Here is a 26,629-nt window from a genome sequence, read left to right as displayed (position 1 = left end):
TTGCGCGTAGCCTTGGCGTGACCGCTCGACGAGCTGCCGCGAACTGCGCCGGAATTTCTGGCACGACCGAGAGTTTCCGGCAGCTGAGGGTTACTGGCATGTGACGGCTCACACTATGGCTACAACGCGTCCATTGAGAGCGACCATTTCCGTGTGAAGAAGAACATGCCGAAGATTGGCGGCTTCCAATCGTTCAATACCGCGCGGCGATTGCCGGTTTCGATGCGATGCTATGGCTGAGGAAAGGCTTCGGTTTTCCGGCGGATGGACAGTCAACGATCAGAATGATTTGGTTGCGCGCCTCTTCGGACTTACAAAGGTTAACAAACATGAAAATGGCGCCGTTCAAGGGATAACCGCAGCCTCTGTGGAAGTTTGCGATATGCCCGAGACGGGTCAACCAGCCGCTGGGCGAACATTTAGTCTCGGCATCATGAGGCGCCAAGATGGTGATAGGCACGCTTGTAATAGACCAGCGCCTTTTCGGCGGGGTTTTCGCGGATCGCCTTCACCGCGCAGAACAAGACGCGGTGCGTTCCGACATCCGTCATCTCGGTGAGCAGGCAGTCGAACGACACCATGGCATCCTCCAGCACTGGGGCGCCGGTTACGCCGTAGTGCCAGTCGGCGGCTGCAAAGCGTTCTTCCACTGGCGTCTTGCCGCCAAATAGCGTTGAGAGGCTTTCGTGGCCGGCGGCAAGGACATTGACGCAGAGGGCCTTGTTGCCCATCACAGCATCGAAAACCGAGGCTGTCCGATTGAGGCAGACGAGCAGGGTCGCAGGACTATCGGTAACGCTGCAGACGGCCGTTGCGGCAAAGCCTGCTTTTCCGCCCGGACCATCCGTCGTGATGATGGTAACGGCCGCGCCCATGTTCGCCATGGCGTTCCGAAACACCTGCTGGCTGACATCTGGAATGGCATCGATAAGGGCGTTGTTATTCATCGGGGAGGTCCTTCCTAATTTCATCCATGGGCGACGTCGGTCCCGGTCAGGCCGCTGTGCGCGCCAGGGGAGGGTTGGTGAATGCGGTCAGGCCGAGCGCCTGTTCCAGTTTTTGAGCCACGCTGGCAGCGAGATCCTCGCGCCAGGGGCGCGCAACGATCTGCAAAGCAACGGGCAGGCCGCCTGGGGACGTCGACACCGGCACGGTGACGACCGGTAGGCCGAGGTAGCTGAACGGCCGGGTGAAGGACGTCATCGCGCTCACCACGGCATTCATGGTAGGGCTCGCGCCGATGTCGACGTCGGCAGACAGGGGCGGGATAAACGGCATCGTCGGCGTCATTAGCACATCGACATCAGCAAAGGCCGTCTCCAGAAACTCCTTCAGCATCACCGAGCGCATCTGCAGCGCGCGCAGATAGATCGGTGCGGGGATCGCCAGGGACTGCGAAAGCCGCATGCTAATCTGCGGGCCGTAATCGTCCGGGCGCTCGCGCATCCAGTCGAAATGTACTGTTCCCGCCTCCGCCATGGCCACGGCATTTGCGAGTTCGGCGATGGCGGAAAGATCGGGCAGGGTAGCTAAAGAGATCCCGGCCACCTCTGGCGACAGAGCCGCGACGGCGGTCTCCATGCCGCGTGCGACATCGCTGTCCAATCCCTCGGCAAAGGGACCGCCGGCAATGCCGATCCGCAGTGACGAGATATCCGAGAGCAGCGGACCGGGTTCCTTCACATTCATGCAGGTCATGTCGTGCCCATCCGGGCCAGAGATCAGCTGCAACAGGAGGTAGGCGTCCGCGACGGAGCGCGCCAGCGGACCGACGCAGTCCTGCGAGAAGGACAGCGGCATCGCACCGTGGCGGCTCACCCGGCCCTGGGTCGGCTTGATCCCGACCGTACCGCAGCACGCCGCCGGCAGGCGGATGGAGCCGCCCGTATCTGAGCCGAGCGCCGCCAGCACGACGCCACCGCCAACGGCAGATCCAGACCCGGAGGAGGAGCCGCCGGTGATCCGCGCCGCCTCGATCGGGTTCATCGCTCTCCCGTGGTGAAAGTTGTGTCCCGTCGGCCCCATGGCAAATTCGCTCATGTTCAGCCGGCCGATGGCGAGTGCACCCGCTGCCTGCAGGCGTTCGATGACGGTGGAGGTCGATGCCGCAACATGATCCTTGCGGATCCTTGAGCCGCAACCGGTCACGAAGCCGGCGCGGTCATACATGTCCTTGTGCGCGAGGGGGACGCCATGCAGCGGCCCCACCGTCCGGCCGGAGGCAAGCGCCATGTCTGCGGCGCGCGCGGCCTGAAGCGCTGGCTCTTCTTCGATTTCGATAAAGGCGTTCAGCCGCGCATGGCTGGACTTCGCACGGGCAATCGCGGCTGTTGTCATCTCGACCGAGGTTATGCGGCCGGCGCGGATAGCGTCGCCCGCTTCTTTCAGCGATGTCGGATTGTCGAGGCTCATCGTTTGGCCTCTGCAAGCAGCAGCGCCTCGAAATGGGCCGGCTCGGTGTCGAACAGGAACCCCGATTTGCCGCCAAACGGTGGGGCAATCCTGGCCTTGTCGCGCATGGCCTCGCCGATCATGGCCACGAGTTCCGCCTCGTTTACCGGACGGTCCCAATAGGTCTCGGCAAGGGCGGCCATGATGTTCGTCATATCCATCAGCTGAAATCCTGCGGTTGGCGATTGCGGACGAGCTGGCTGAGCGACACGGCGATGACCAGGGCTCCCCCATAGAACAGGTTCTGCACATAGGCATCGGCGCCGAGCATCGTCAGGCCGGTGATGCCGGTCACCAGGAAGTAGACGCTGATTACGGCGCCGAAGGCATTGAAGCGGCCGGGCGAGATTGTTGTTGCGCCGAGAAAGGCCGCAGCGAACGCTGGAAGCAGAAGGTTAAGGCCGGATAGCGGATCTGCCGACCCGGTCATGCCGGCGTAGAGCATTCCGGCAAAAGCCGAGATCAGACCGGATAGAACGAAGGACGTCGCGCGCACTCTATCGACATTGATGCCGTTCAGCCGGGACACCTCGCGGCCGCGGCCGACGAACAGCAGCTTGCGGCCGGCAATGGTGAATTCCAGCGCGTACCAGAGCAGAACGGCCAGGATCAGCGCATAGAAGAAGGCCAGCGGAATGCCGAACAGCCGATTGATGATCACCCATTTGACCAGGTCCATGGATACGCCCGAGATCGTCTGCGAGTTGCTGACCCAGAGGATGAGCCCGTTGACGAAGGTGCCTACGCCCAGCGTCACGATCAGCGAATGGATGCGGAAATAGAGCACGAAGAAGGCGTTGACCGCGCCGATGACGATCCCGCTGAGGAGAGCGATCAGGATGACGGGCACGATCGGCCAGCCGAATTTCACGTTGAGCACGGCGATCAGCATGGTGCTCATGGTCAGGGTCGATGCCCCCGACAGGTCGAAATCGCCTGATGTCAGGGGAATGATGATGGCCAGCGTCAGCACCACGAGGACGGCCTGCGAACCGAACAGCGTGGAGAAGCTTCGCCAGCTCAGGAAGGAATCCGGCATCAGCGTCCCGAAGATCACGATCAGCAGCAGCCAGGCGCCTACCAGCGCGAAGCGCTCGGCCTCTGTCTTCAGCGTGAAGCGGCTTCTGGCCGGCATCATGGTCTTGGTTGTCGGCATATCCAGCGTCGTCATTCTGCGGCCTCCGCGTCATGGCTGTGGAAACAGGCTTCGGTGATGGCCTTGCGGCTGATCTCCCCGCCCTTGAGTTCGATCACCGGGCGGCCGCGGGAAAACACGATGATGCGGTCGCAGATCTGCTCGAGTTGCTCATTGTCGGTCGAGGCGCAGAGGATGGCGGTGCCCTCCGCCGCCGCCCGGTCCAGGGCCCGGAAAATCTGCTGGCGGGCACCGAAATCGACGCCTTGGGTCGGTTCGTCGAGCATCAGCAGCTTCGGCTTGGTCTGCAGCCACTTGGCCAGCAATACCTTTTGCTGGTTGCCGCCGGACAGCGAACCCAGCGGCAAATGCGGATTGGCGGGCCGGACGTCGTAGCTATGGACAAGCGCTGCCGCCGCGCGTGTCATCCGGGGACGATCGAGCCCATAGGGCTTCGTCAGGCCGTCCAGCATGGGAAGCGTGATATTGTCTGTCACCGACAAGGTTCCAATTCCGGCTGCGCCCAGGCGATCGCCGGGCAGGAAGGCGATGCCAAGCTTCTGGGCGGCAAGCGGCGTCATGCCGCCGACCCTGGCGGTATTTTCGCCCACCGTGATTTCGCCGGTACCCCGTCTTGCGCCGTAGAGGAAATAGGGAAGAGCCGCGAAGCCAGAGCCGATCAGGCCCGTCACGCCGAGCGTCTCTCCCTCCCGGATCTCGAAGTTGAAGGGGGCGCTGAGGCCATCCGACATACCGCGCACGCTGACGGCAGTCGGCACGCCGGTTTTGGCCATGCGCCTTTTCTCGAAGGCATCGATGCGGGAGCCGACGATGGTGTCGAGGATCGACTGGCGTTGCGATGTGCGTGTGTCGAGGATGTCGACAAGCTCGCCGTCGCGCAGCACCGCGACACGATCGGTGATATCGCGCACCTCGTCGATATCATGGGTGACGATGACGACGGAGGCGCCGGTCTTGACGATCGAGCGGATCAGCGCGAAGAGCCGCAGCACGTCTTCGGCCGGCAGAAACGGCGTGGGTTCGTCGAGAACGAGGATGCCTTCGCCGCCATAGCCGGCATCGGATGCGCGCAAGTCCTCGAAGGCGCGGATGATCGCAACGAAGGCCCGCTCGACCGGCGAAAGATTGGCAACCGTCTGGAACGGATCAATCGACAGGTCGAATTCGGCAAACAGCTTGGCAATCGCCGCTGCTTGCCTCTTCCAGTTGACGAACCACGGCGTCCTGTTGCCGAGCGCGGTCACCCGCATGTTCTCCAGCACCGTGAGAGACGGTATGAGGCCGAGGTGCTGGTGGACGAAAGCGACGCCCCGCTTCTTGATTTCCATGGGGTCGAGCGGCAGCGCCATCTTCTGCCCCCACAGGATGACCTCGCTGCCCTCTTCCGGCTGGTGAAAGCCCGCGAGCACCTTGATCATCGTCGATTTGCCGGAGCCGTTCTGGCCGAGGAGGCCGAACACCTCGCCGCGTCGGATCGACAGCGACACACCCTTGAGCGCGTAGTAGCTGCCGAAGCGCATGCGGATATTGTTCATGGTGAGCACGGCATTATCGACCACGATGCGGCTCCTCGGTCAGGCGCGGTTGACTTACTTCATCATCCAGAGTTTGCGGAACCCATCGAGATGGGCGTCGCCATAGCCGTCGTTGAAATTGGCAGGCGTACCGGCGGTCTGGATGTTGGTGTCGTCGAAGACCAGCAGCGGCACGTTGAGCTTGGCCACCTCAGGCTTGCCGCACAGCATGCGCATGATGTTGTCGATGGCCGCATAGCCGGCCCAGCCGAGGCTCTCGCCGACGTCCATCTGCACCTGGCCGCCACGCACCATGTCGAGAACGAAGGGCGTGCCGTTGAAGCTGGCAAGTTTGACGCTGCCTTCCGCACCGGTGATGCGGAGCGCCGGGATGACGAACTGCGACATGGAGTCGTAGATCGGCAGGATATAGTTGATCGAAGGATCGGCCAGCAGGGCCGATTGCGTGCCCGACTGGATCTTCGTCGCCCATTCGGAAACCGGCACGTCGAGATGCTTCATCTTGCAGTTCGGGCAAAGCGCCTTCAGCTCATCCTGGATCGATTTGACGAAAGGGATGGAGGGCAGGACGTCGGAGGAGCCGATGATCAGGACATTGGGCTTTCCCTCGGTCTGGACATACGCCCAGGCGGCCAGCAGCTTGCCGGCGCCTGTGAAGTCGATCTTGCCCGAATAGTCGACAGTGTCGATGGCTGGCTGCGTGACGTCGTAGAAATGGGTCGTGGATATCTTCAGTCCGGCGGCGCGCGCTTCGCCCAGTTGCGGCCCAAGGACTTGCGGGTTGAGGCCGCCGGCAAGGTCGACAACGTCGTATTTCTGGCTGATCGCCTGGGAGATGCCCTGCACCCACTGGTCGATCTTCAGCTGATTGTCCCAGGTCGTATAGGTAAATCCGACTTCCTTGGCCGCAGACGCCATGGCCTTCTGCAATTCGACATTGAACGGGATGGTCATCGAGATCGGGATCGACAGGACCTTCTTGCCGGCCATGCAGGCTTTGGCATCGAACGGCTCGCCCGGCGGCGCAAAGACCGGCATGGCGCGGTGCTCAGCGATAACAGCTTTTGCATCGGTCATCGGATCGGCCGTCGCGGCGGTGGAGAAGCCCGCAAGAGCGGAGACTGCGAACAATGTACGCACGAAAAGCAGGCGCATGATCAATTCCCCTGTGCGATCCCGGTTTGCCCGGTGTCTTGGGGCGTCGCTTCCGCGCGGCCCTCTGAACTTAATGTACGTACATACGCAAGAGGACGTCAACCGCATTTTGCCTATTTTTTTTCACTGCACATTAAAGCGGCGATTGCTGAAAACGCTGCTGCGAAACCGCTTGAATCCTGTTCAATCGTGCTCCCTCAGGCGATGCTGAGCGCCTGCAGCAAAGCTCCACTCCGGCACTTTAGGTGCAGTATGTCAGTACATATGAAATTGCTGCAGCTTAGCGGCCCGCGCGGTGGGCTCGCCAGGCGATGAGCATGCCACCGAAGCCAAACAGCGAAAAGGCCAGGAAGCTCGCACCGTAGTGCCCGGTCAGCGCATAGAGGCTGCCGAAGGAGGAGGGGCCGACGATGACGCCAATGAAGGTGTAGACGAGGACGCCACCGGTGATGGCGCCGACCTTGCCCTCGGGGGCGTTGTGGGCGACTTCGGCCAGCAGCACGCCGTTCCAGCCGATGGTAACGCCGCCCATGCAAATGAAGAGAGCCACCTGGGCAAGAGGAGGCAGATCCGGCAGCCAGAAGAGCAGCGCGTAGCCCAGGCCGCCCAAGAGGCCGAGCAGCGACAGCGTGATGAAGCCACCACCGATGCGGTCGGCAACAACACCCCAGAAAATGCGCCCGAAGGCGCCGGCGAACTGCATCGCAGCGGCAACGGAGCCTGCGGCCAGCAGCGACCAGCCGGCATCGTGTACGAGCGTGACAACGGCGAAGGCGGAAACCGACAGCTGCATGGCCGAGTAGGCAAAGCCGAGGCCGCTCAAGGTCAGCAGGCGCGGGTTGCGCCAGATCGTCGACTGTTCCTCGATCAGTCCGCCCAGCAGCGAGCGGCGTTTGCTGGCAATGATGGGTTCGGCTGCATGGGTCATCGCCAGCATTGCCATGGTGAGGAGCGGCGCGGCGACGCCGATCAACAACGCCATTTTCCAGCCAACGAAGCGCGACAGGAAGGGAAAGGCGAAGCTTGCCAGGATGCCGCCAAGCGGCACGCCAGACTGCTTAAGCGAGAAGACGATGTTGCGTTTGTTCTGCGGCGTAACCCGGCTCAGCATCTCGGAGGAGGCCGGATTGTTCAATCCATAGCCGATGCCGATGAAAAGCGATGCGACGACGATCAAAGGGATATTGGCGGTTGCGATGCCGGCAAAGCCGATGACGCAGCAGACCAGCGCAGCCTGTTCGATCCGGATCGGCCCGAAACGCTGGACCAGCGTGCCGGCGACGGCCGAGGAAAACATGCCGGAGGCATAGATCAAGCTGATCTGATAGCCGATCCAGTAGGCGCCAATGTCGAGATCGGCGGCGACCATGGGTGCGATGGCCGTCAGGGCAAGGACACTCGCTGTCGCCACGATCTGAATAAGCGTCGCCGCCGCAAGCGTTTGCATCAACGAGGAGGCGCGGCGCGTTTGCGAGTGCTCTCCGGCAATCAGGTCCGACATGCGTATCACTGTCCTGGGAAATTATGATCTAGGATATGTACGTACTAATAGATCCGCTTTGCCAGCACAAGCGGGGCAGGGTGGCTTAGTGGCGACGGCGGAAATCGATTGCCTTTCGCCGGGAAAGGAGATTTGAAGCTTTGATAACAGGGATGCGACAGCGGCTTGTGCTGGCGGGAGTGGGTGCTTGGATCAGAAACGCCATGATTGGAAGCCGGAGCTCGATACGGCGCCGCTCTATCTGCAGGTTGCCCATCACCTGGAGGCGCGGATCAAAAACGGCGATTATCCTGTAGGTTCTCTGCTGCCGACCGAAAACGAGATCGCCGCTGCCCTTGGCGTCAGTCGTCAGACCGTACGCCAGGCGATTGGGACGCTGCGCAACAAGGGGCGCCTTTCGGCGCGCAAGGGGGTCGGTACCCGTGTCGAGGCTGGCTTCGACCCCGAACGGAATCGGTTCATCGCCCACTCGCGTTCAGAGCTCTTCGAGATTGCCGCAGAGACGGAGTTCGTCATCGACACGAAGGAGGAAATCTCGGCGCAAGGGAAGCTTGCGAAGGAGCTGGGCTGCCGCCCCGGCCGGAAATTTTTCCACATGGCGGGCATCCGCTATCCCGGCAATCGCAGCCGCCCCTTTTCCTGGAACGAGGTCTATGTGGATTCGCGGCTGGCCGGCGCGGTCAAGGATATCACCGTCGCCCGGAGCGCCATCTTTCATTACATCGAGCAGTTTACGGGCGAGAAAATTCAGGAAATTCAGCAGGAAATCAAGCCCATCATGCTGGATGAGGTGATCGCCGGCAAGCTCGGCGTCACGGCGGGCGACCTCGCCCTGGTCGTCACGCGCCGTTACTATGGCTCCGGTCGGCGCCTTCTTGAATATGCTTTCCAGGTGCTCCCCGCCGAGCGCTTCACCTTCACGACGACCCTGCGCGCCGAGGGCTGACGCCATCCCCTTTGGTCGCTGCTCCCCGGCGGGCGCTATAGCGACACGTCGCATCCCGCTCTTGCAGGCGGTGCCGCTCCCCTGGGCGGTTGCCCAGCCATTCACCGCATGACGTTGTCAGCGATCGCACTCCCCTGCGCGCGAAATGCTCGTTTGCCCAATAAATAGGCACGCCTAAACTTAAGCCATTTTTGGCTGGACAGCCCCAAGAAAATTTGCATTAGTTCGTACATACTGCCTAGCGCGTCCATCCAGATAAAGGGGAACCACATGGATATCGGTGTTTTCATTCCGATCGGAAACAATGGCTGGCTGATCTCCACGAAATCGCCGCAGTACATGCCGAGCTTCGAACTCAACAAGCAGATCGTCCAGAAAGCCGAGCGCCACGGGCTGGAATTCGCGCTGTCGATGATCAAGCTCAAAGGCTTCGGCGGCAAGACGGAATTCTGGGACTACAATCTCGAAAGCTTCACGCTGATGGCGAGCCTGGCGGCGGTCACGGAGCGGATCAAGCTGTTCGCCTCGACAGCGGTGCTGACGCTGCCGCCGGCCATTGTCGCGCGTATGGCAACCACGATCGATAGCGTTGCGCCGGGTCGTTTCGGCGTCAACATCGTGTCCGGATGGCAGATGGCCGAATATGACCAGATGGGCATGTGGCCGGGCAACGACTACTTCGGCTATCGCTATGACTACTCGACAGAATATGTCCACGTCATGAAAGAGCTCTGGAGCAAGGGCGAATGCACCTTCGAAGGCAAGCACTTCACCATGAAGGACTGCATGATGAAGCCGATGCCGGCGAACAAGATCGAGATCGTCGCCGCCGGACAAAGCCCGCGCGGTATGGAGTTCGCTGCGGAATATGCCGACTACAACTTCGTCATGGGGTCGGGCATCAACACGCCGACAGCCTATGCGCCGAACAACGTCAAGCTGCTCGAGGCGGCCGCCAAGACCGGCCGCGATGTCGGCGCCTACGTGCTCTTCATGGTCATTGCCGAGGAAACCGACGAGTTGGCGCAGGCGAAGTGGGAGAGCTACCGTGCAGGCGCGGATGTCGATGCGCTGGCATGGATGGCCGATCAGGGCAGCAAGGATGCGACCGCCGACAGCAACTCGACCGCCAAGCACATCAACCTCCCCGAAGGTGCGGTCAACTTCAACATGGGAACCCTAGTCGGCTCCTATGCCAGTGTGGCCCGAATGCTGGAGGAGGCCGGCAGCGTTCCCGGCACCAAGGGCATCATGCTGACCTTCGACGACTTCCTGGTCGGTCTCGACAAGTTCGGGGAGCGCATCCAGCCGCTGATGGCGTCGCGTACACCGCGCCAGATGGCGGCCGAGTAAGGTGCATCGCATTCTACCTAGCGCCGGGGCGGGAACGCCTGTTCTCGGTGATCACGAAATCCTGGATCCACTGACGCTGGTGGACCCGGGTCTCGCAGATCGTCCCTATGCCACCATCGCCGCATCCGGCATATCGCTCTCGGGCTCGCCTATTCAGCCGGTGGTCGAGAACTTGCGCGTCCGGACTGCGAGCGTCGAAACTCTTCTTTCCGCCTATGCCGGCCGCAGCCTGTTGCCTTCAGAGGCTTTGGCCGTCTTCAGCAATGCCTCGCGGTCGACAAGTGCCGGTTGCAAGGCGGTCCTGCGCTTCGTGCCGGAGGCCGAACAGTCCGCGCGCGAAAGCGACGAGCGTTGGCGAAACGGAACGGCGCGACCGCTGGAGGGCATACCCTTCGGCATCAAGGACATCATAGATGTCGGGGGCACTGTTACCACATCCGGGTCTCATTTTACCGGCAATCGTATCGCGCCGGCCGATGCGGATGCCGTCGCCGCCCTGCGTGCCGCCGGCGCCATTCCCTTTGCCATGACGGCGACCACCGAGTTTGCCACGGGTTCGCCGCACAATCCGCGCTTCGGTACGGTATCCAATCCCTGGGATCGCAGCCGCTGGACGGGCGGATCGTCGACAGGCTCGGCTGCCGGGCTGGCCGCGCGGCTGATGCCGCTTGCGCTCGGCACGGACACGGGTGGATCAATCCGCGTCCCCTCCTGCTGGTGCGGCACGACGGGTCTGAAGCCCAGCCGGGACCGCGTTTCCAGACGTGGTGTCGCGCCCCTGTCCTGGACGCTCGATCACGTCGGTCCGATGGGCCGCTCGGCCAAGGATATTGCGCGCGTCCTGCCCTTCATGACCGCACAGGCGGAGCCCGGGCTCGCCTCGCAATGCACTGAGATTCTGGCGGACAGGCCATGCGAAGGCCTTCGGATCGGCGTGCCCGTCAACTGGTTCATGGATCTTGTCGATGATGCCGTTCTCGCCAACTGGGAGAATGCGCTTGAGATCATGGAGGGGCTCGGGTGCGTCCGCGTTCCGCTGGATGCCATCGATATCGCCCCTTGGCACGACGCCGGCTGGGTCATCCTCCAGAGCGAATTGGCGACACTGCATTCTTCACGGCTTGATAGGGCAGAGATGTTCGATGCGGGTCTGGTCCACAGGCTGAAGAACGGCCTAGCCTATTCCGCAGTCGATTACGGGCGAGCGCTGCAGATGCGCGCTGAAGCCCAAACCGGCTTCCTTGCCGCCATGGCCGATGTCGATCTGGTTGTGACGCCCGGCATTGGCGGCGAGGCGGGCCGGCTCGACGATCTCACCGTGGATGTGAATGGCGTCGCCCATACGTTCCAGTCGATGACTTCCCGAAATACCATGATCTTCGATCTTACCGGCCTGCCGGCGCTCATGCTGCCATCCGGCATCGGCCGGGCGGGTCTGCCAACCGGCATCCAGATTGTCGGACGCCCTCAGGCCGATGCGCTATGCCTGTCGCTGGGTGCCGCCTTCCAGCGAGCCACCGATTTTCATGAGCTGGTGCCACCGGGCTTGGCGCCATGAGCCTTGCAGCGTCCTCGCCTAACCAGCTGACTGCCTCTGAGATGCTGGCGATGCTGGCCGATGACCGGATAAGCGCCCGCGACCTGGTTGCCGCGTGCCTCGAGCGTATCGAGGCCCGGGACGGCGATGTGCGGGCATGGCTCGCCGTCAATCCGCAAGCGCTGGCGGAGGCTGAGCGCCTCGACGCCCTGCCGCGGCAGAGGCGAGGGCGGCTGCATGGCCTGCCGATCGCCGTCAAGGATGTGTTTGACACCCACGACATGCCGACGACCTATAACTCGCCGCTTTACGGTGGCTTCCAGCCTGCCGCAGATGCGGCGGCCGTCGACCTCCTGCGCGCTGAGGGTGCGATCGTTCTCGGCAAGACAGACACGACGGAATTTGCCGCCGCCGGTCAGGACGCCAGAACCGGAAACCCGCACGATCTCACCCGCACCTCCGGCGGCTCGTCGGCAGGCTCTGCGGCGGCCGTTGCCGATTTCCATGTGCCGTTGGCGCTCGCCACCCAGACTGGTGGTTCGACCATTCGCCCGGCTTCCTTTTGCGGCGTCTATGCCTTCAAGCCCAGCTTCGGCCGCGTCAGTCGCGAGGGCATGAAGCTCTACGCCGTCAGCTTCGACACGGTCGGCTGGTATGGCCGCTCGGTTGCAGATCTGGCATTGCTCGCATCCGTCTTCGGCCTCGATGAACCTCTTCTGTTGGCCGGCAGTCAGGACGCCCTCAAAATAGCAGTCACCACCGGGCCTTTTCACGACCGCCTTGAAGACGCGAGCCTGGAGGCGCTGGCAACAGCCGCCGGCCGCCTGCGCGAGGCCGGTCATCAGGTGCATTCGCTCGACCTGCCGGCCGACTTCGACGCGCTCGATCGCCATCATCGGGTCATTCTCCACCGCGAGGGCCAGGCGGCGTTCCGCAATCTGGCGCGTCGACATGGCACGCTATTGCATGACGATTTCCATCACCGCGTCGACAATCGGGACCGCACGACGCTCACAGACCTCAGAGAAGCCTATGACGGCATGGCGCTCGCCCGGATCGCCTTCGACGAGATCGCTACCAACTACGATGTCGTGATCGCGCCGAGCGCAGCCGGTGTTGCGCCCGTCGGCCGCAAGCCCGGCGATCCGGTGTTCAACGCGTCCTGGACGCTGCTCGGCGTGCCCTGCCTGAATGTTCCCATCGATCTTGAGGCCTCCGGCGATCAACCGCTACCCATCGGGGTGACCCTGATAGCCCCACGTTTTGCCGACAGCCATCTCTTGGCGCACGCCAGCCGCATTGCAGAAGTCCTCAATGCGAAAGCCCCGGGAATTAAAAACGTCCGTGAATGCCGAGGGAGCCGCCCGTGAGCCAAGCAGACCTGCATGCCAACTACGTGAAGGCCTATAATAACCGCATCGGTTTTGGCAGGAAGCCGGCACTGGTGCTGGTCGATTTCGTACAGGCTTACTTCGAGCCGGATAGCCCGCTCTTTGCCGGGGTCGAAGCAGCACTCGAAAGTGCCCTGCGGATCCGCGCCGCAGCGCGCGAAAAGAAGATCCCCGTCATCCTCACCGGCGTCGTTTTGCATCCAAGCGGTCTGGATGGCGGCCGCTTCTTCCAGAAGGCCAAGCCCTTGGCAAGTTTCACTGCCGGCAATCCGCTCGGTGCCTGGCCGAAGGGGCTTGAGCCCTTTGCCGACGAGTTCGTCGTGACGAAGCAATATCCGAGCGCCTTTTTCGGGACGTCGCTCGCCTCGATGCTGACAGCGACGGGGGTCGACAACGTCATCCTTACCGGCCTCACCACCAGCGGCTGCGTGCGCGCCTCCTGCGTCGACGCGATGTCGCACGGCTTCATCACCACGGTGGTGCGTGACGCCTGCGGCGATCGCCATCCGGCTCCCCATGAAGCCAACCTTTTCGATATGAACGCCAAATATGCCGATGTCGTCTCTGAGGCGGAGATTCTGGCGTTCATCGAAGGCCTTGGCTGACCCTACCTTCGCAACAGACATCCTTGGCCACCAAACGGCCGCTGACGTTTAGTCGCTCATCGTCTCGTCCTGGACCAGCCCAAGCAGTGAGAGTGGTCCCCATCGAGGTCTACCCACCCGACACATAGCAGTGTGCGCCCGAGACGCCTATTCGCAGACGGCGTGAGTCGCATCATATATATTCGCCTCTAGTTCCATAAATGGGCGTTACGCATTTTTTGATTGTTAGAATTTGGGTACATACGCAGGCTATGCGAACCGGCGTGTCATATCATGGCTTTGGAGGATATCCTTCTGCGCCCATGCAGGACACGGACGATTTCAATAGCACTGCCGCTGAGCCGATAAAGGGTTAGATACTCACCTGAGACGAGATGCCGAATGCCAGGCGCGATATCGTCGCGCGCAACTCCAGAGTAGGGGTGTCGGGCGAGATTGTCCCAGCGTGCTTCGATCGCGTCGAGAACACGGTCAGCTGCAGATATGTTGTCAGCGGCTATATAAGACCATATCTCGATCAGGTCCTCGTCCGCGCGATCGGTTCTGATAATTGAATGCACGGCTAGCGTTCATCTCGTGAAGATTCTAATCGTTCGCGCGCTGCAGCTTTTACCTCTGCTATTGTCGAGCGCGAACTTGGCCCACTTTCAATACCTTCCTGCACAAGCACTCGGAGATCTTCGACTGTATACCCAAGCAAATCCCGGCGCTCCTTCCATTCTCGGACGGCGTCACGGATAGCTTCACTCGTCGATGCATATTCTCCAGCATCGACTGCGCTCCGCACAAACCCCGCCATTTCGGATGTCAATGCAATGGTAATCTTCTCGACCGTCGCCATACTTCTTTATCCTCCGACTTACCCAAGAAACGGTATGCGATTAGCGTACCGCACGCAAGGGGTGACTGTTGTATTCGAGCCGAAGCCACCCCCCTGAACCGATTGATCTTCCATCCCGCCCCAGCCGGTCCAACCAGTGGCCGTAGGTTCACATCCCTTCAAGGCGGAGACGACCGGCAGTGCCCATGCAGATGCGCCGATTGCTTCCGTGTCTGCATGGGCGATGTGGATCAGCTATTCATCCGACCGGTTATGCAGCTTCCCAAACCTGATTAGGGATTTTCGCCGCGAGCGCCGCCTTATCCTGCGGCAGGAAGCGACCGTAGTGTTGCTGAACGACATCCGGTGGGTCCTGGATGGCATAACTGGCCTGCTCGTATGACCCGGTCTGCTTGAGGATATGCGTTGCCAGAATATCGCGAAGATTATGCGGTCCGTGCGGCAGCAACCCCTTGATGGCACCGCGGCCTGTATAGGGTTGTAACTCCCATAACGTTGGATAACGCTTCGCCAAGCCTCGCAGGAATGGCCAGACACTTTACCCGCGAGCTAGACTTTGTTCTCGGTGCTGAGAAACACCGGGGCGGTGGTTCGAACTGGTTCAAGGCGCAAAAAACACATTGTTGAAGCGATAAGCGGAAATAATTTCCGCTGTATCGGTGACGGGGGCCGACACCTGATCCAAAGCGCCGCCCTCAGAAGCCCTATTGTAACAACCAAAAGTCACCTACAGTTTGATTTGCTTCGGAATGAGCAAACGCGTGGTCAGCGCACACAACAGCACGGTGAACAATAGTATCAGGGCGACCAGAGCGTTGATATCGGGCGAAAAGCCAAGCCGCATCATCGCCCAAAGCCGGACTGGCAAGGTGCTTTGCGGCCCTGTCACGAGAATCGTAATCATGGTTTCGTCGAAGGACAAGGCAAAAGCCAGAACCCCGCCGCCGATCATCGCGGTCGACAGGTTGGGCAGCAAGACGCGCCAGAATGTTTGCCAGCCATTGGCCCCCAGATCATATGAGGCCTCTACAAGGGCCGGACTCATCGATTGCAAGCGCGTCAATATCGTCCGATAGACGATCGCAAGCACAAAGACGGTATGGCCGATGACGATCGTGATCAGTGAACGGTCAAAGTTGATCTCACGAAAGAAAATCAAAAGGGCGAGGCCACTGATCACGGGTGGCATCAGAAACGGCAGGAAGACGATGAACTGCAGCGCCCCGCGGCCGGCCCGGTGGCCATGGTAGTAGAGCGCCAGCAGGATGCCGCAGACGACCGAAAGAACGACGGTGCTAATGCCGACGATCAGTGTCGCCCGCAGCGCCGACAGCACGTCCTCATTGTCCATCAGGTCGACATAGGCCGACAGCGTCGGCATCGACCAGTCGACTTTGCCGTGATTGACGGTGAAGAAAGACGACAGGATGGGCACGAAAAGCGGACTGTAAAGCACAATGGCGACAACGGCTGTTATCGAAGCCAGAGTGAGCGTCGACAGGCGTATCGGGCCGTTCATTCGGGAAGCCCCCGCTGCCGGCCAAACCGTTCGCCGATCAGGATGGCGACGATCACCACCACCGCCAAGGCGACCGACAGGGCTGCACCGAACGGCCAATTGAATGCTGTGCCGAACTGACTGTAGAGAATGCGGCCGAAGGTGAAGCCATCAACGCCGCCGACCATCTGCGGCGTCAGGAAATCACCTATGGCGAGAATGAACACGAAGCTTGCCGCCGAGGCGATGCCGGGGACGCTCAGCGGCAGCGTCACGCGCAGGAAGGTCTGAAGCCCTGTGGCGCCGAGATCGGCCGAGGCGCTCATCAGCACTGGCGGGATGCGTTCCAGCGTCAGGAAGATCGGCAAGATTGCAAAAGGGATCAGCAGCATGGTCAGCGTCAGAAGGATGGCGTTCATGTTGAAGACGAAGAAGGACGATGGCTTGTCCAGCAGGCCGATGCCGACCAGCATGGTGTTCAGGAAACCGCTCTGGCCGAGAATGCTGCGGATCGCATAGATCTTGATGACGTAGCTCATCAGCAACGGCACCAGCATCATCATCAGCATGACGTAGCGCCAGCGTCCGCGCAGCGTCGTCAGGAAATAGGCGGTGGGATATCCGAGCAGGACGCAGATCAGGGCAACGGTCAGGCAGAGCAGGCAGGTGTTCCAGAACACCGACAGAAAAATTGGATCGGTAAAGAACCGCACATAGTTTGCAACCGTCAGAGTATATTTGATCTGCCCGTGGTCGACGCTGAAAAAGCTGTATCCGACAAAGATCGCCAGCGGCACGAGGATGAAGAACACCGGCAGCGCAAATGCCAGCAGTGGAACGAGGATGGAAAACCGTGCGCTTTTCCCGGTCATGACAGGACCATGTGCGATTCCCCCGGTGCGAATGCGAGATCGATCGTTTCGCCGTGGCGCAGATGGCTTCCTTCGAACCGGCTTGGCAGCCGCAGACGCAGCTTTTGTCCGCCGGCGTCGATATGCGCGACCGTCGATGATCCGCCAAAGGCTAGCTCCGTCACAACCCCGGAGAAGCGATTGGCACCGTCGCTCGCCTCGGCCAGACGAAGGGCTTCCGGCCGAAAGACGGCAAAGGCAGAAACTCCCGAGGCAGCGGCGCTCAAATCCGGCTGCCCTTGGGTAGAGCAAAGCAGGGTGCCAAGCGACGTTTCGATCGCCCGAAACGCACCGTCCGTCGCGCCCAGCGTCCCTGGCACGAGATTATTGTCTCCGAAGAAGCGGGCGACGAATTCGCAATTGGGCTTGTAATAAAGCTGATGCGGCGTTCCAAGTTGGCGGATGCGGCCGGCCTGCATTACGCAGATGCGGTCCGCCATGCCGATCGCCTCCTCCTGGTCATGGGTGACGAACAGGAAGGTAGTCTTGATCTCGCGCTGGATCGATTTCAGGAACTCCTGCATCTGGCGGCGCAATTCCAGATCGAGGGCTGCCAGCGGCTCGTCGAGCAGAATGAGACGCGGCTGGCAGATCAGCGCCCGCGCCAACGCCACCCGCTGACGCTGGCCGCCGGACAGCTGAACCGGGTAACGACCGGCGAATTTCCCGAGCTGAACCAGGTCGAGCGCTTCGCCGACCCGCCGCTTGATCTCGGCTTTCGGCCTATGCCGGATGGACAGGCCATAGCCAATATTGCCGGCAACGGTCATATGTGGGAAAAGTGCGTAATCCTGGAAAACGGTGTTGAACGGCCGCCGGTTGATCGGCATGCGGCTGATATCCTGCCCGTCCAGTTTTATCGTCCCTGACGTGACCGTTTCCAGTCCGCCGATCAGACGCAACACCGTCGTCTTGCCGGATCCGGAGGGACCGAGCACCGTCAAAAACTCGCCGTCGCGGATGGCAAGATCAATCTCGTGCAGGACCGGCACGGGTCCATAGGATTTGGAGACGGACTGCAGGTTAAGCAGATCCAGCGCTTGGGTCATGTTGTTCTCGGCATGTTGGGAAGGCGGTCCGGAGTTTCATCCAGACCGCCGCGTCAGAAGGGACAATGACAACTGGGATCAAGGCGTCGCCTTGACCTCGTTCCAGATATCCGAGCGCTTGAGCGGATCTTCGACATTGTCGAGCCAGATCAGTTTGTCGTTGCCGCCGGCACTGGCGGTTTCGGTTACCGTATTACCGAAGCCGGTGCGCTCCGAGAGCTGTGAGCTGACTTTCTTGGAGATCATGAAGTTGATCCACTTTTCGGCGGCCACCTTGTCATGCACGCCCTTCGAGACGACCCAGTTGTCAAGCCAGGCAAGCGCGCCTTCACTCGGATTGACGTAGGCGACGTGGGCACCGATGGCCTGCAGGGCTTTCAGCTGCTGCTGTCCGTAGTTCGCCCAGATGAGCGCCACGTCGTTGTCCTTGTAGATCTGCTGGGCTTCGTCGGCGGTCGTGTAGAAGCTTAGGACATTGTGCTTGAGGTCGACGAGCTTGGTCTTGACCGCCGCGATCTGATCGTCGCTGAGGTGGAAGGGGTCCTGGTAGCCGAGCGTCAGGGCTGTGAAGGAGACATTGTGCTCGCCGTTGTCATAGGCCAGCACCTTGCCCTTGTAGGCAGGGTCCCAGAGGATTGACATCGATGTCGGTGCCGGCTTCACCTTGTCGGTGTCGTAGATCAAGCCGATCGAATCGAAACAGAAGGGAATGCCGTAGACCTTGCCATCCTTGGTGACGCCGCGCACCGTCGTCAGATCCCGAAAGCGCGGCAGCACTTCCTTCTGGTTCGGCATGTCAGCCACATCGATCGGCGTCGCCAGGTCGGCGGCGATATAGCGCTGCAGCTGGGCGGTGTTGACGGCGTAGATGTCGAAATCTTTGCCTTCGCTGCCCTTGATCTTTGCCCAGGCTTCGTCGTCGCTGCCGATGAAGACGACGTCGACGCCGATCCCTGTTGTCGCCGTGAATTCTTTGACCCAGTCCTTGTCGGCATAGCCGTCCCAGGCGAGAATCCGAAGGTTTTCGGCAAAGGCCGTCGAGGCCATCAGCGACAGCACGAAGCCGGCGGTCGCCATTCCAATGATACGTGTCTTCAATCCCATATCCGTTCCCCTTATTGTTGGTATTACGAATGCGATCGATGCGCAAAAATGACTAGAGCTGCGTGACTGTCACCAAACCTTCGTCGGCTGACAACTCCACCCGGTTGCGCAGCGGCTTGCCGAAAATTTCCGCCTCGATTTCATACTCATCCCCCGGACCCGTCTGGACACCGAAGGCATAACTCATCACCGCGGCCCCGAAGAAATAGGCATGCAGGTCTCCCGGTCTGCGATGCATCGGATAGCGGAAATGATAGTGCTCGAGATTGGCGATCGAGTGCGACATGTGGGTCTCGCCCGACAGGAATTCCTCTTCCCAGATAACCGCGCCATCGCGCCGTATGCGCGAATGTCCCCGCACTTCGGCGGGCAGATCGCCGACCAGCAGCTCCGGCCCGATCGAGCAGGAGCGCAGCTTGGAATGCGCCAAATAGAGGTAGTTTTCGGCCTCGGTGATGTGGTCGGAATATTCATTTCCGAGCGCATAGCCTATCCGGTACGGACTGCCGTCGGGGCCGACAATGTAGAGGCCGACGATCTCGGCTTCTTCCGCACCGGCGCGGGCGAAGGCTGGCATCGGCAAGGCCGCCCCGGGCGCAACGACACAGGTGCCGACACCTTTGAAGAACCACTCCGGCTGAACACCCAGCTCACCCTCCGCAGGCTTGCCGCCCGTCAGGCCCATGCGAAAAATCTTCAGCGAATCCGATTCCTCAGCATCCTCGCCGTGGGTCAGGATGTGCATCTTGTCGCGCGCGTTGGCACTGCCCGTATGGGTCAGGCCCGTTCCTGTGATCAGGAAGCGGGCCGGCTCGTCATGATCAAGCGGAGACAGCACACGTCCTTCGCGCAGCAACTGTTCGTAATCGACGGTGCCTTCCGTCGCGTGGCTTTCGACAAGGGCCACAAGCTGGACGCCGGAAGCAATTGCCTCTTCCGCAAGCTCCCGCACCGAGGCGGTCTCTGCAAGCACCTGCAGATGGTTTCCATCGGCGGAGACGCGGCCGACCTTGCGGTCACCTTCCGCCGTTTTGAACTGGACGAGACGCATGAATGAACCTTTCTTGTCGATGGCAGGATGCATCACACCCAACCACCGTCGACGATAAATTGCTGGCTTGTGCACATGGCGCTGTCATCGGCTGCGAGGAACAGTGCCATGCGTGCGATATCGGATGGCTGTAAGCGGCTTGGCAGGCATTGGCGCTCTTCGATCTGGCGTTCGCCAGCCGGTGTCAACCAAAGACGCATTTGCCGCTCCGTCATCACCCAGCCGGGCACCATGCAGTTGACGCGGATGTGCTCGGGGCCGAATTCCCGGGCGAGCGCGCGGGTCATCCCGTAGATGGCCGCCTTTGCCGTGACATAAGCCGGACAATCTGGATCGCCGACCATCCAGGTGATCGACCCGAAATTGATGATCGAACCGCCGCCCTGGGCTTTCATGTAGGGCCGAGCCGCCTGGGCGGCGAAAAACTGTGGGCGCAGATTGACCGCCATGCGGTCGTCCCAATAGGCGACCGTCACGTCCTCGGTTTGGTGCCGGTCATCGCTGCCGGCATTGTTGCAAAGAATTTGAATGGGGCCATTCTGGTCGGCAGCGCTCGCGATCGCGGCCCGCAGGGCTTCGATGTCGCGCAGGTCGCATGAAAGATAAAGCGGTGGCTCGCATCCCTCCGTCGCAACCGACGATACCAACTGGCGCGACGCCTCCTCGGCAATGTCGACAAAGGCCACGCGACTGCCCTGCGCGGAAAAATGCCGGACTAGACTTTCTCCGATGCCGCTGCCGCCGCCGGTGATGAAAACACTTTTGCCCTTCAGGCTTGGGTACGTGGCAAAGTTATCGGAGCCGATCGTCATGCAAGATCACCTGAGCCGTTCTACAGCATCCATCAGCGGGCGCCGTCTTCCATTGTAAACTCACTAAAAGTTCGGCTATACAGAACTCGGTTCCGTTATGCAGATGATAGTTACAGGCGCGCGATTGTCAACCGACCTTTTTGCAATGGTGGAAACGCTGTTTGGTCAAACGTAGCCCGCGTGACTGCTCTTAGGCGCCAAGCAGTTTGCTGATCTTGTCTGCGTAGGCGCGTACGACATGGCCGAGAGCGTGCATGTCCTCGATTGTCCGGCCGCCCTTCATGCTGGTGACGCTTATCGCCGCCAAGCCGTCGCCGCTGCGATCTGTAACCGCCGCGGCGACGCAGATTACTCCAAGATTGTCTTCTTCGTCGTCGAATGCATATCCGCGAACAGCCACATCGACGAGGTTCCTGACGAGGTCTGCGGCGTCGGTGATCGTATGCTCCGTGCGACGCGGCATCCCAATTCTTTTCAGGATCTGCAGGACGCGGGCAGGCGGCAACAATGCCAGCAGGGCTTTGCCGACACCCGAACAATGCGGCAACTCGCGGGTTCCCAACGACCCAGCTAATCGAAACAGGCCCGGCGCATCGACACGGCTGATCGCGACCGCATAGCCTTCGTCAAGCACGGCAAGCCGGGATGTTAGCCCCGTATCCTGCGTCAGCTGCTGTAGCATGGGCAACGCCAACTGTGTAATGCCGGTGTTGGCGGCGGCGCGATCCCCCAGATGGACCAGCGCTAGTCCAAGCCGGTAGCGACGCGAGCCGCCGAGCCGCTCGTCAGCAACAAAGCCACGACTGAGAAGGGTCTGAAGCAGTGTGAAAGCCGTACTCTTTGAAACGTTGATACTCTCCGCCAATTCCGCCACGGTCATGCCATCGGAGTTCTGTTCGCCTAACGCTTGCAGGATATCCACGGCGCGGCTAACGCTTCGCAAAGCGTATTTTTCTTCGGATTTGGACACGTTTGGCTCTTCAGTCACGACTCTCTCTTGAGGCACTATAATCAGACAGAGAGTTTACTGCCGAACCGCGTTCGGCACAACAGAACTTAGCGACAACCCGGCGGTTTGCTATATTCGACTTGGAGTCAGTTGTTCGTATTCCATCAAGCGCGAAGGAGGTAGCACTCGTTCACCAAGGTCACGATCAAAGGCCTTTGTTGTTGGGTTTGCACGACAAGTTCTCAATGAAAGCTCGCATACCGCTTCTACGCATGCGGCCTTCATCAGCTCTTGCCCCGCCATGGAACCAGCTTCCGCTCCAGCCATCGCATGGCGAATTCAAAGATAATTGCGAATCCGCCGATGACGAAGATGCCCATCATGACGATGTCGGTGCGCAGGAAATTCGATGCGTTCAGCACCATCTGGCCGATACCGGTGGAGGCGGCCACCATTTCGGCGGCCACCAGCGTTGTCCAGCCGACACCCATGCCGATCCTGAGGCCGACAAGGATATCAGGAAGGGCTGCGGGAAAGACCACAAAGCGAAGAAGCTGCAAATGGCTGGCGCCGAGTGCCCGGGCTGCGTTGATCTGGTCCGAGGATGCCGAGAGAACGCCGGCGCGTGCCGCAAGTGCGACGGGCGCAAAGCAGGCGAGGAAGATCAGCAGGATCTTCGATGTCTCGCCGATGCCGAACCAGATGATGACCAGCGGCAGATAGGCAAGCGGCGGCAGCGGCCGGTAGAATTCGATGAACGGGTCCAATATTGCGCGGATTGCCGGGCTCAACCCCATGGCAAGGCCAATTGGAATGCCGATGAGCGCCGCCAGCAAAAAAGCCGAGATGACGCGGAAGAGGCTCATCGCCACATGCTCGGTCAGCGGCGCCCCATCAATCTTGCCTTCAATGGCATCGGCGAATGCCTGCCACACGGTTTCCAGCTTGGGTAGAAACAGCGGTTTGACCAGACCAAGGTGCGTAACGAGGGCCCAGACCACCAGCACTAACACCACAGTTATTGAGCTGATTAGACCTGTCTGCATGCCGGTCAGGGGACCGGTTTTCCCTGGCTGACTGGCAACGCCTCTCTTTCCAGCGGCGGCATCGGTGGCCGCCGCGTTGTTTGGCGTGGCTTTGCTCATGCTGCGACCCCTTCAGAGATCTTGTTACCCTGGTGGATGGTCGAGAGAACCTCCTCGCGAATTGCAATGAAGTCTGGAGAGGATTTCACCGCCCGCGCGTCGCCGCACTCCAGGAAACGGCGGCTGAAATCGAGCCGCATTTCCCTGGCAATACGGCCGGGCCTCGGTGTCATGATGATCAGCTTGGTGGCAAGAAAAATTGCCTCCTCAACGTCATGGGTGATGAAGAAAGCCATCTTGTTGGTCTTGGACCAGATCGAAAGGATCAGTTCCTGCACTTGCTCACGGGTGAACGCATCAAGAGCGCCGAGAGGCTCGTCCATAAGCAACATGCGCGGGTCTGCGGCAAGCGCTCTGGCGATGCCGACGCGCTGCTGCATGCCGCCGGAAAGCTCGTAGATTTTCTTGTCGGCAAAGCCGTCGAGGCTGACAAGGTCCAGCATGTGGCGGGCGCGCTGCAGCCGCTCGGCTTTCGGCATACCCTGCATGCGCAGGCCGAAGGCGACGTTATCCACGACGGACAGCCACGGCATCAGCGCATGGCGCTGAAAGACGACGCCACGATCCGCGCCCGGTTTGGTAACCGACTGGCCATCAATCACGATCGAGCCGTCGGTGATCGCTTGGAAGCCGGCGATGCAGGACAGAAGCGTCGTTTTTCCGCATCCGGAAGCGCCCAGTGCCACCACGAATTCGCCGGGCTCGATATCGAGATTGATCCGGGAAAGCGCGACGATGCCACTTTCGCCTTCGCCATAGTGGACGCTCACATTACGTATCTGCAGCATCTGTCTTTCTCCGCCGAATGTGGGTGCGGACCGGACGAACCGGCCCGCACCACGAGACTTTTGTTACTTGGCTGCCTTGACGTATTCGTCTGTGACGAAGGCGGCATAGTCAGGCGCCACTTCGCTGACGCGCCCCTGTTCCTTGAGGAACTCCGCAGTCGACTGCAGGGCCTTGGCGGCTCCGCCTCCGAGCCAGGCGGCGGATGCCTGTTCGGTCAGCGTCGGGAACTTGTAGGCCGCCATGCCGGCCGGAACGTCGGCAGCATTCGCCCCCGTCCACTTGGCAACGGCCTTGACTTCCGGCGAGTCTGGTGTCCAAGAAGCGCCGTTCTTTGCGTAATCGGCATCGGCTGCAGCCAGCAATGTGACGAACTTCGTCATGAACTCCTTGTTCGCACCGGCAAACTTGTCGGTGGCGATGATGCCGTCGAAGGTCGCTTTGCCTTTGGCTGCGAAATCTCCGGCGCTGGCGATGACCGTGCCGCTTTTCTTGGCAACATCAAGGACGGGCGCCCAGATGAACGTCGCATCGATATCACCACGCTCCCAGGCGGCAGCGATTTCCGGCGGACGCATGTTGAGCAGCTTGACATCCTTGCTGGACAGTCCGGCCTCGGAGAGCGCGTACATCAATTGGTAGTGGGAGGTCGACACGAAGGGAACGGCGACCGTCTTGCCCTTCAGGTCGGCGATTGTCTTGATGCCGCTGTCCTTGCGCACGACAAGCTGCTCGGCATTGGCGATGTCGTCGAGGATCCAGAAGAGCTTGATGGGCAGCCCCTGCGAGGCAGCGGCGGCGACAGGCGAGGAACCGGCTTCGCCGACATCGACATCGCCGGACGACATCGCGCGGATGACATCGCCGCCACCGCCGAACTTGAGCCATTTGATCTTGTAGCCGGTCTCCGACTCCAGCTTGCCGGATTCCATCAGCACGCGGATGGGGGTCATCATGTCCTGATAGGCGAAGGTTACGGTCTTGTCGGCCGCCGATGCACCGAACGACAGACCGAAGACGGCGCCGCAGGTCACGGCAAGGGACACAATTACTTTGTTCAGGCAAATCATCGGCGTTCGCTCCTTGAAGGGGACCATTAAGACACTCGCATTAAGCGTGAAGCAAGCGCCATGCCGAAAGAGCCAGTTGCTGTCAATTCTTCGGCCATCTGGCCCAATGGCGGCGGGCAAACCTCACTGGTTCCATCGATGCCCGGCTCTGGCTCTGTCTTGCTTCAGCTTTTCCCGTCTAGAACCTCGATAGCGCATATTTGCGTCACGGGGATATTGATGGAGACTTTGGCCATAGCTGCGGTGACGATCGGCGCGGGCGCATTTCGCGGCCTGACCGGTTTTGGCTATGCGATGGTCGCGGCGCTGGGTCTTTCCGCGGCATTCATGCTGCCGGCCGTCAGCGTTCCCTTCATCCTGTTCAACGACCTGATGCTGACGGGCTTCACATTGCTCGACCGTAAACATGGCGCAGTGGACTGGGCTGCTGCCCGCATCCTGCTCCTGTCGGGTCTCATCGGCGCAATTTGTGGAGGATGGGTCGCCTCCCATCTCGACCAGAATGCGGCGCGTATTCTGGTCGCGGGTTTTGTCATGCTGGCGGCCTGCGTCGCACTCATCCGGAACCCACCGCGATGGCTGGCGCGCCGGACGTTCGGCCTGGGTTTCGGCTTTGCCGTTGGGCTCTTGCTCTCGGCCTTCGCCGTCGGTGGGCCCTTGGCCGCGGCCTGGCTATTGGCAGGCGGCACGCAGCGTTCCCATGTCCGCGGCACGCTCGCCGTCTTCTTCGGCGCGATCGATTTCATAAGCCTGGTCAGCAGGGTCATCTTCGGCACCATCGATACCCGGCTGCCGGAATTGCTGATCTTCTACTGTCCGCTGACGGTGATCGGCTTCGGTGTCGGTTATCTGGTATCGCGGCGCGTCACGTCGTCCGCCTGGCACAGGATCTCTTCCGGCGGGCTGGTTCTCATTGCTGTCGTCGGCCTGTGTCAGGCGCTATTTGCCATCGCATTCGTTTGATGGCTCGAAAGGAAAACCAATGTCAAAAATCGCTCTCATCACCGGAGCAACTTCGGGATTCGGCACGGCGATCGCGCGACGGTTCGTTGCAGAAGGATGGAATGTCGTCATCACGGGCCGGCGGAAGGATCGTCTCGACGCGCTGGCTGACGAACTGGGCGGAAGCGAACGCGTCCTCTGCCTGTGCTTCGATATCCGCGACGAGACGGCCATGCGCATGGCGCTCGAGTCTCTTCCGCCGCAGTTCCGGCAGATTGATGCGCTGGTCAACAATGCCGGGCTTGCGCTCGGCACCGGTCCGGCCGATGCCTGCGATCTCGACGAATGGAAGACGATGATCGATACGAACGTCACCGGTCTTGTCACGATCACACGACTTATGCTTGAGACGCTGATCGCGCAGCGCGGACTGGTCGTCAACCTCGCATCGATCGCTGCAAGCTGGCCCTATCCGGGCGGCAATGTCTATGGCGCGACAAAATCCTTCGTCCGCCAGTTCTCTCTTGGCCTGCGCAGCGATCTATCCAGCCGCGGCGTTCGCGTGACATCCATCGAGCCCGGCCTTTCGGAAAGTGAGTTCACTCTCGTGCGTAACGGCGGCGACCAGGCGGCCTATGACAGGCTCTATAAGGGCTCCAACCCGCTTCAACCGGAAGATATCGCCGAAACGGTCTATTGGGTCGCGTCCCTTCCGCCGCACGTCAACATCAACAGTGTCGAGATCATGCCGGTAAGCCAGTCCTGGGCACCGTTCCAGGTGCATCGCGACTAGACGGCTTGGACTTTTGCCGACCAAGGCCCCCGCAATGCCGGCGCCTTG

General features: G+C 60.8%; 26 protein-coding genes and 3 pseudogenes. 9 read left to right on the top strand and 20 right to left on the bottom strand.

Features of this window, described 5'->3' with window-relative positions; translation table 11 throughout:
- Positions 1–16: 16 nt before the first annotated feature.
- Together VH564_RS23715 and VH564_RS23710 are read left to right on the top strand one after the other, a co-directional pair.
- Positions 17–130, top strand: a pseudogene (locus VH564_RS23715) (IS30 family transposase); the annotation flags it as partial.
- Positions 88–328 (top strand): annotated as a pseudogene (locus VH564_RS23710) (DDE-type integrase/transposase/recombinase); the annotation flags it as partial. The pseudogenes VH564_RS23715 and VH564_RS23710, both read left to right, overlap by 43 nt.
- 103 nt (positions 329–431) lie before the next feature.
- On the opposite strand, the gene VH564_RS23705 reads toward VH564_RS23710, so the two are convergent.
- The 7 genes from VH564_RS23705 to VH564_RS23675 all read right to left on the bottom strand — a co-directional run bounded on the left by VH564_RS23705 (position 432) and on the right by VH564_RS23675 (position 7,798).
- Positions 432–947 carry a flavin reductase gene (locus VH564_RS23705; protein ID WP_423342310.1) on the bottom strand — a complete coding sequence of 172 codons (516 nt, stop codon included), beginning with the start codon at positions 945–947 and terminating at the stop codon, positions 432–434.
- A 46-nt stretch (positions 948–993) separates the two neighbouring features.
- Positions 994–2,412: an amidase gene (locus tag VH564_RS23700; protein WP_423342309.1), complete on the bottom strand. Its 1,419-nt coding sequence runs from the start codon at positions 2,410–2,412 to the stop codon at positions 994–996.
- The gene (locus tag VH564_RS23695; RefSeq protein ID WP_423342308.1) at positions 2,409–2,612 is read right to left on the bottom strand and encodes a hypothetical protein; all 204 of its coding nucleotides are present in this window, start codon (positions 2,610–2,612) and stop codon (positions 2,409–2,411) included. The genes VH564_RS23700 and VH564_RS23695 overlap by 4 nt, the downstream gene beginning before the upstream one ends.
- The gene (locus VH564_RS23690) at positions 2,612–3,622 is read right to left on the bottom strand and encodes an ABC transporter permease (RefSeq protein ID WP_423342307.1); all 1,011 of its coding nucleotides are present in this window, start codon (positions 3,620–3,622) and stop codon (positions 2,612–2,614) included. The genes VH564_RS23695 and VH564_RS23690 overlap by 1 nt, the downstream gene beginning before the upstream one ends.
- A complete protein-coding gene (locus tag VH564_RS23685) occupies positions 3,619–5,166 on the bottom strand; it encodes a sugar ABC transporter ATP-binding protein (RefSeq protein WP_423342306.1) in 1,548 nt (515 codons plus the stop codon). The genes VH564_RS23690 and VH564_RS23685 overlap by 4 nt, the downstream gene beginning before the upstream one ends.
- 30 nt (positions 5,167–5,196) lie before the next feature.
- Positions 5,197–6,297: a sugar ABC transporter substrate-binding protein gene (locus tag VH564_RS23680; RefSeq protein WP_423342305.1), complete on the bottom strand. Its 1,101-nt coding sequence runs from the start codon at positions 6,295–6,297 to the stop codon at positions 5,197–5,199.
- A 280-nt stretch (positions 6,298–6,577) separates the two neighbouring features.
- On the bottom strand, positions 6,578–7,798 hold the full coding sequence (locus VH564_RS23675) for an MFS transporter (RefSeq protein ID WP_423342304.1): 1,221 nt from the start codon (positions 7,796–7,798) through the stop codon (positions 6,578–6,580).
- Between the two features lie 187 nt (positions 7,799–7,985).
- Between VH564_RS23675 and VH564_RS23670 the strand changes: the two genes are divergently transcribed.
- The 5 genes from VH564_RS23670 to VH564_RS23650 all read left to right on the top strand — a co-directional run bounded on the left by VH564_RS23670 (position 7,986) and on the right by VH564_RS23650 (position 13,630).
- Complete coding sequence (locus VH564_RS23670) at positions 7,986–8,744, top strand: GntR family transcriptional regulator (RefSeq protein ID WP_423342303.1); 759 nt, start codon at positions 7,986–7,988, stop codon at positions 8,742–8,744.
- A 270-nt stretch (positions 8,745–9,014) separates the two neighbouring features.
- Positions 9,015–10,097: a pyrimidine utilization protein A gene (rutA, locus tag VH564_RS23665; protein ID WP_423342302.1), complete on the top strand. Its 1,083-nt coding sequence runs from the start codon at positions 9,015–9,017 to the stop codon at positions 10,095–10,097.
- A gap of 1 nt (position 10,098) precedes the next feature.
- A complete protein-coding gene (locus tag VH564_RS23660) occupies positions 10,099–11,655 on the top strand; it encodes an amidase (protein ID WP_423342301.1) in 1,557 nt (518 codons plus the stop codon).
- Positions 11,652–13,004 (top strand): amidase, encoded by a 1,353-nt coding sequence (locus VH564_RS23655; RefSeq protein WP_423342300.1) that lies wholly within the window; start codon positions 11,652–11,654, stop codon positions 13,002–13,004. The genes VH564_RS23660 and VH564_RS23655 overlap by 4 nt, the downstream gene beginning before the upstream one ends.
- Positions 13,001–13,630: an isochorismatase family protein gene (locus VH564_RS23650; protein WP_423342299.1), complete on the top strand. Its 630-nt coding sequence runs from the start codon at positions 13,001–13,003 to the stop codon at positions 13,628–13,630. Before VH564_RS23655 ends, VH564_RS23650 begins: the two co-directional genes overlap by 4 nt.
- A gap of 266 nt (positions 13,631–13,896) precedes the next feature.
- Here the strand turns inward: VH564_RS23650 and VH564_RS23645 are convergent, their stop codons facing one another.
- From VH564_RS23645 to tauA, 13 genes and pseudogenes are all read right to left on the bottom strand, one after another.
- On the bottom strand, positions 13,897–14,190 hold the full coding sequence (locus tag VH564_RS23645) for a type II toxin-antitoxin system RelE/ParE family toxin (protein ID WP_423342298.1): 294 nt from the start codon (positions 14,188–14,190) through the stop codon (positions 13,897–13,899).
- A gap of 2 nt (positions 14,191–14,192) precedes the next feature.
- Entirely contained in the window at positions 14,193–14,471 is a 279-nt protein-coding gene (locus tag VH564_RS23640; RefSeq protein ID WP_423342297.1) for a type II toxin-antitoxin system ParD family antitoxin, read from the bottom strand.
- 250 nt (positions 14,472–14,721) lie between these two features.
- Positions 14,722–14,990, bottom strand: a pseudogene (locus tag VH564_RS23635) (hypothetical protein); the annotation flags it as partial.
- Between the two features lie 208 nt (positions 14,991–15,198).
- On the bottom strand, positions 15,199–15,990 hold the full coding sequence (locus VH564_RS23630) for an ABC transporter permease (RefSeq protein ID WP_423342296.1): 792 nt from the start codon (positions 15,988–15,990) through the stop codon (positions 15,199–15,201).
- A complete protein-coding gene (locus tag VH564_RS23625; protein WP_423342295.1) occupies positions 15,987–16,841 on the bottom strand; it encodes an ABC transporter permease in 855 nt (284 codons plus the stop codon). The genes VH564_RS23630 and VH564_RS23625 overlap by 4 nt, the downstream gene beginning before the upstream one ends.
- Positions 16,838–17,929, bottom strand: a complete 1,092-nt coding sequence (locus VH564_RS23620) for an ABC transporter ATP-binding protein (protein ID WP_423342294.1) — start codon at positions 17,927–17,929, stop codon at positions 16,838–16,840. The genes VH564_RS23625 and VH564_RS23620 overlap by 4 nt, the downstream gene beginning before the upstream one ends.
- A gap of 78 nt (positions 17,930–18,007) precedes the next feature.
- Entirely contained in the window at positions 18,008–19,033 is a 1,026-nt protein-coding gene (locus VH564_RS23615) for an ABC transporter substrate-binding protein (protein WP_423342293.1), read from the bottom strand.
- A 52-nt stretch (positions 19,034–19,085) separates the two neighbouring features.
- Positions 19,086–20,084: an AraD1 family protein gene (araD1, locus tag VH564_RS23610; protein ID WP_423342292.1), complete on the bottom strand. Its 999-nt coding sequence runs from the start codon at positions 20,082–20,084 to the stop codon at positions 19,086–19,088.
- A gap of 32 nt (positions 20,085–20,116) precedes the next feature.
- Positions 20,117–20,896: an SDR family NAD(P)-dependent oxidoreductase gene (locus VH564_RS23605; RefSeq protein ID WP_423342291.1), complete on the bottom strand. Its 780-nt coding sequence runs from the start codon at positions 20,894–20,896 to the stop codon at positions 20,117–20,119.
- A 190-nt stretch (positions 20,897–21,086) separates the two neighbouring features.
- The gene (locus tag VH564_RS23600) at positions 21,087–21,884 is read right to left on the bottom strand and encodes an IclR family transcriptional regulator (RefSeq protein ID WP_423342290.1); all 798 of its coding nucleotides are present in this window, start codon (positions 21,882–21,884) and stop codon (positions 21,087–21,089) included.
- A gap of 245 nt (positions 21,885–22,129) precedes the next feature.
- The gene (locus tag VH564_RS23595) at positions 22,130–22,990 is read right to left on the bottom strand and encodes an ABC transporter permease subunit (protein WP_423342289.1); all 861 of its coding nucleotides are present in this window, start codon (positions 22,988–22,990) and stop codon (positions 22,130–22,132) included.
- Positions 22,987–23,778 (bottom strand): taurine ABC transporter ATP-binding protein, encoded by a 792-nt coding sequence (locus tag VH564_RS23590; RefSeq protein WP_423342288.1) that lies wholly within the window; start codon positions 23,776–23,778, stop codon positions 22,987–22,989. Before VH564_RS23590 ends, VH564_RS23595 begins: the two co-directional genes overlap by 4 nt.
- A 63-nt stretch (positions 23,779–23,841) precedes the next feature.
- On the bottom strand, positions 23,842–24,846 hold the full coding sequence (gene tauA, locus VH564_RS23585) for a taurine ABC transporter substrate-binding protein (RefSeq protein WP_423342287.1): 1,005 nt from the start codon (positions 24,844–24,846) through the stop codon (positions 23,842–23,844).
- 219 nt (positions 24,847–25,065) lie between these two features.
- Here tauA and VH564_RS23580 point away from each other — a divergent pair, with 219 nt between their 5' ends.
- Together VH564_RS23580 and VH564_RS23575 are read left to right on the top strand one after the other, a co-directional pair.
- A complete protein-coding gene (locus tag VH564_RS23580; RefSeq protein ID WP_423342286.1) occupies positions 25,066–25,809 on the top strand; it encodes a sulfite exporter TauE/SafE family protein in 744 nt (247 codons plus the stop codon).
- A gap of 19 nt (positions 25,810–25,828) precedes the next feature.
- Entirely contained in the window at positions 25,829–26,581 is a 753-nt protein-coding gene (locus VH564_RS23575; protein ID WP_423342285.1) for an SDR family oxidoreductase, read from the top strand.
- Positions 26,582–26,629: the final 48 nt, after the last annotated feature.

It is taken from the genome of Rhizobium sp. HT1-10, assembly GCF_049472505.1.
Classification (GTDB): Bacteria; Pseudomonadota; Alphaproteobacteria; order Rhizobiales; family Rhizobiaceae; genus Rhizobium.
The sequence above is the reverse complement of the archived record's forward strand: the minus strand, read 5'-3'. Positions and strand labels throughout refer to the sequence as shown.

Excerpts from the sequence above, each read along its gene's own strand:
- VH564_RS23705 (WP_423342310.1), bottom strand. The coding sequence starts at position 947 with ATGAATAACAACGCCCTTATCGATGCCATTCCAGATGTCAGCCAGCAG.
- VH564_RS23700 (WP_423342309.1), bottom strand. The coding sequence starts at position 2,412 with ATGAGCCTCGACAATCCGACATCGCTGAAAGAAGCGGGCGACGCTATC.
- VH564_RS23695 (WP_423342308.1), bottom strand. The coding sequence starts at position 2,612 with ATGGATATGACGAACATCATGGCCGCCCTTGCCGAGACCTATTGGGAC.
- VH564_RS23690 (WP_423342307.1), bottom strand. The coding sequence starts at position 3,622 with ATGACGACGCTGGATATGCCGACAACCAAGACCATGATGCCGGCCAGA.
- VH564_RS23680 (WP_423342305.1), bottom strand. The coding sequence starts at position 6,297 with ATGCGCCTGCTTTTCGTGCGTACATTGTTCGCAGTCTCCGCTCTTGCG.
- VH564_RS23675 (WP_423342304.1), bottom strand. The coding sequence starts at position 7,798 with ATGTCGGACCTGATTGCCGGAGAGCACTCGCAAACGCGCCGCGCCTCC.
- rutA (WP_423342302.1), top strand. The coding sequence starts at position 9,015 with ATGGATATCGGTGTTTTCATTCCGATCGGAAACAATGGCTGGCTGATC.
- VH564_RS23655 (WP_423342300.1), top strand. The coding sequence starts at position 11,652 with ATGAGCCTTGCAGCGTCCTCGCCTAACCAGCTGACTGCCTCTGAGATG.
- VH564_RS23640 (WP_423342297.1), bottom strand. The coding sequence starts at position 14,471 with ATGGCGACGGTCGAGAAGATTACCATTGCATTGACATCCGAAATGGCG.
- VH564_RS23630 (WP_423342296.1), bottom strand. The coding sequence starts at position 15,990 with ATGAACGGCCCGATACGCCTGTCGACGCTCACTCTGGCTTCGATAACA.
- VH564_RS23625 (WP_423342295.1), bottom strand. The coding sequence starts at position 16,841 with ATGACCGGGAAAAGCGCACGGTTTTCCATCCTCGTTCCACTGCTGGCA.
- VH564_RS23620 (WP_423342294.1), bottom strand. The coding sequence starts at position 17,929 with ATGACCCAAGCGCTGGATCTGCTTAACCTGCAGTCCGTCTCCAAATCC.
- VH564_RS23615 (WP_423342293.1), bottom strand. The coding sequence starts at position 19,033 with ATGGGATTGAAGACACGTATCATTGGAATGGCGACCGCCGGCTTCGTG.
- araD1 (WP_423342292.1), bottom strand. The coding sequence starts at position 20,084 with ATGCGTCTCGTCCAGTTCAAAACGGCGGAAGGTGACCGCAAGGTCGGC.
- VH564_RS23605 (WP_423342291.1), bottom strand. The coding sequence starts at position 20,896 with ATGACGATCGGCTCCGATAACTTTGCCACGTACCCAAGCCTGAAGGGC.
- VH564_RS23595 (WP_423342289.1), bottom strand. The coding sequence starts at position 22,990 with ATGAGCAAAGCCACGCCAAACAACGCGGCGGCCACCGATGCCGCCGCT.
- VH564_RS23590 (WP_423342288.1), bottom strand. The coding sequence starts at position 23,778 with ATGCTGCAGATACGTAATGTGAGCGTCCACTATGGCGAAGGCGAAAGT.
- tauA (WP_423342287.1), bottom strand. The coding sequence starts at position 24,846 with ATGATTTGCCTGAACAAAGTAATTGTGTCCCTTGCCGTGACCTGCGGC.
- VH564_RS23580 (WP_423342286.1), top strand. The coding sequence starts at position 25,066 with ATGGAGACTTTGGCCATAGCTGCGGTGACGATCGGCGCGGGCGCATTT.
- VH564_RS23575 (WP_423342285.1), top strand. The coding sequence starts at position 25,829 with ATGTCAAAAATCGCTCTCATCACCGGAGCAACTTCGGGATTCGGCACG.